The organism is Candidatus Megaera venefica (assembly GCF_034554655.1).
Classification (GTDB): Bacteria; Pseudomonadota; Alphaproteobacteria; order Rickettsiales; family Rickettsiaceae; genus Megaera_A; species Megaera_A venefica.
This window is the reverse complement of record NZ_JARJFB010000192.1, coordinates 1-2,726: the sequence shown is the minus strand read 5'-3', so window position 1 is coordinate 2,726 and position 2,726 is coordinate 1. Positions and strand designations below refer to the sequence as shown.

The window sequence follows — 2,726 nt, the reverse complement described above, 5'->3', positions numbered from 1 at the left end:
ATGACGGCGTATGCAAGCGGAGTAGAAAATAACATCATTGCTATTTGAGTGTTACTACCGATTATATAGGCTACCAACCCTGATATACCAAGAGCCATTGACATGTTTTTATAAATAGAGAGCATGTAAATTCTCAAGCCTTCGTCAAGGTAGCCAGAGGATTCTTTTGTAAAGCTGTAATTGTTGTATTTCATAATATTTGCAATAAAAATGTTAGTAATTAAATAAGTTTTTCAATTTCATCAACGGATAGCCCTGTCACTTTAGCAATATCATCAACTGAGTTGCCAGTATTTAGCATCATTTGTATTAACTCGGCTTTACCTTCGGTCTTACCAAGTTTAATCCCCTCTTGTTTACCGATCTTTACACCGTCTAAGATACCAATCTCTATACCTTCTTCTTTCCACGCTTGTGCTAAACTAGTCATAAGCTCTACTCCTTTTTCTTGATTTAAAGTGTTGATTAACATTTTCTCTAATTCGATTTTATCATCTTTATCAATAGACGGCAAAGTATAGTGTAAAATTAATTTTATATAATCATAACCGATACTAATTTTGGTTAGCTCAGGTAAAATATCGGCAATTTCTTGCCACCTTTTGAGTAATTGCTTTTCATGTCTATGTTTTAAGAAAAATTCTAGAATTCCCGCCCATATTCTGGTTTTAAACTCCTTATCGGGAATGTCATGAACATTGACAATCTTATGATCCTCAGCCCAAAACTTCTTGGCAAGCATCGGATTATTAAACAATTCCCATAAATTGCGAGGCACATTATAATTTTTAGTGCCGTTATAAATGATCAGTGGATATATTAATGGCAAGTTCTTACTTTTTGGATTTTCAAGTCTATAGCGGTCGCAAATATTAACCATATATTTAAATAAACGAAAAGCCATAAAATGCTCAGGGGTACTTTGATGCTCGAGAAGCAAATAAATGAAGCCGTCATTATCATTAAATTTAGCTGAAAATAAAACATCGGCAATGCTGGCGCTAAGATCAGGTTCTATAAAACTTTCCTTCTCTAGCTTAAGGGTGCTTGTATCTATAATCTCTAGAACTTCTTGAGGCAAATGTGCCTGTAGTAACTCATAAGCTACAATTGGATTCTCTAAACTTTTGCGAAATAATTGATCGTGTTTTGGTTTTTCTGCTGTCATGACTTTATATTGTTAATGTTAATTATAACCTTATCGCTTACTTCCATAAGTACTTCATGGCAAGAATTGCGGAAACTAAAATCAGCGTCAATATTTCAGCTAGAATTAGTGGTTCTGACTTTATAATAATTCCATAAATTAGCCATAATATTACGCTAACAGCGTATATGACGTACATTCCAGTTGATATATCCTTTACTGAACGAAATCTCCAAATTTTAATTAGTTGCGGCAAAAAAGAAAAAGCACTTAGTCCAGCCGCTAGAAACCCCAAAAGTTCTTGATAAGCTATTACGTATTCTAGAAAGCCCATCACTGTTTAATTATCCTTTATATTAACTTAATATCGATCGCTGATATCTTACCTTTATTAGACTCAATATTATAACTAATCTTCTGCCCATCTTTTAAATCGCTAAGACCTATAGCTTCCACTGCCGAGATATGCAAAAACACATCGTTTGATTTGTCACTAGGCTTAAACAACTTAACGGGATGATATATTACGGGGACGTTGTAATGTCCATAACTGATAATTTATCATCATCATTCCAAATACTAGCAGATACTACGGAGAACTTGCAAAAGTTAGAATTTAATGAATTTTGTGACAAAATTTTTTCTAACAAGAAAGCAATATTTCAGAATATTAGAAAGGCTTTAGATTTTATGACAAAAGCACGTGTTGAAAATGATTATAGCATGAAATTTGTTTTTTTTATGTGTTCTATAGAAGCTTTACTTCCAGATACGAAAAATGAGAAGGAGAAAAAAATAAAATTGATAGCTTCGCATGTAATCACACTTACAAATCATAGAGAGATCAATAAAGAAGAGATCGATAAAGTAATCACAAAGTTTTACGATATTAGAAGCATGGTTATACATTCTGCTAGAAGTAATTTTCCTACTACAGAACATAAATTACTACAAAATATAACTGAGGCTATTTGCTACTTTTATATTCAAAAAAGTTGTAGTTACAAAAATGTTAAATCTATATATGATGCAATTGAGCAACAGGAAAAAAAAGCTTCGGGGCAAGCCAAGCCTCTACTCGGCTGTTAAGCCGAGTAGAGGCCAAGGGTGTAAACCAGTGGAGGTTCACAATGATTCTACTCGCAGCAGAGCTACGAGGTATCTAGCAGAATTTCTAATATTAGAAATCAAGTCTAGATTATATTTATGCGGAACAAGCTTTGGAGAATTAGACCCAAGAGAGATTAATAACAAAATATGTCATCTTGCACTTTAAAAAAAGATAATAACCTTCTAATTCTGCTCGTTGATTTAGAGAAAAAAGACGAACAGCCAAGGATGCTAAATGGTTACAATTATTTTAGATTGTTTTTTGAAGAAATCGGTAATAGCAAAGGTTATCATTTAAACCGTACATTTTATCTTACACATAGACTTACAGAGAAAATATTATACAAAGACAATTATAATAAATTATATAGTTATTATAGTAAAAAAAGTACTAATAGACGCTAGCGATAGTCTACGGATGAGCGGAGCTATGGTCAGAATCGCAAGACCCGAGCAGGTCGGTGATTTT

5 protein-coding genes and 1 pseudogene are annotated in these 2,726 nt (G+C 33.1%); 2 read left to right on the top strand and 4 right to left on the bottom strand.

Features of this window, described 5'->3' with window-relative positions:
- The 4 genes and pseudogenes from Megvenef_RS08625 to Megvenef_RS08610 form a co-directional block, all read right to left on the bottom strand.
- Positions 1 to 194, bottom strand: a pseudogene (locus Megvenef_RS08625) (BAX inhibitor (BI)-1/YccA family protein); the annotation flags it as partial.
- Positions 195 to 220: 26 nt separating this feature from the next.
- On the bottom strand, positions 221 to 1,168 hold the full coding sequence (locus Megvenef_RS08620; RefSeq protein ID WP_322777526.1) for an Rpn family recombination-promoting nuclease/putative transposase: 948 nt from the start codon (positions 1,166 to 1,168) through the stop codon (positions 221 to 223).
- A 37-nt stretch (positions 1,169 to 1,205) separates the two neighbouring features.
- A complete protein-coding gene (locus tag Megvenef_RS08615) occupies positions 1,206 to 1,481 on the bottom strand; it encodes a SemiSWEET transporter (protein ID WP_322777525.1) in 276 nt (91 codons plus the stop codon).
- 17 nt (positions 1,482 to 1,498) lie between these two features.
- The gene (locus tag Megvenef_RS08610; RefSeq protein ID WP_322777524.1) at positions 1,499 to 1,654 is read right to left on the bottom strand and encodes a cold-shock protein; all 156 of its coding nucleotides are present in this window, start codon (positions 1,652 to 1,654) and stop codon (positions 1,499 to 1,501) included.
- A 33-nt stretch (positions 1,655 to 1,687) separates the two neighbouring features.
- Here Megvenef_RS08610 and Megvenef_RS08605 point away from each other — a divergent pair, with 33 nt between their 5' ends.
- Both Megvenef_RS08605 and Megvenef_RS08600 read left to right on the top strand, forming a co-directional pair.
- Positions 1,688 to 2,236 (top strand): HEPN domain-containing protein, encoded by a 549-nt coding sequence (locus Megvenef_RS08605; protein ID WP_322777523.1) that lies wholly within the window; start codon positions 1,688 to 1,690, stop codon positions 2,234 to 2,236.
- A 168-nt stretch (positions 2,237 to 2,404) separates the two neighbouring features.
- Positions 2,405 to 2,662, top strand: a complete 258-nt coding sequence (locus Megvenef_RS08600) for a hypothetical protein (protein WP_322777522.1) — start codon at positions 2,405 to 2,407, stop codon at positions 2,660 to 2,662.
- Positions 2,663 to 2,726 lie beyond the last annotated feature (64 nt).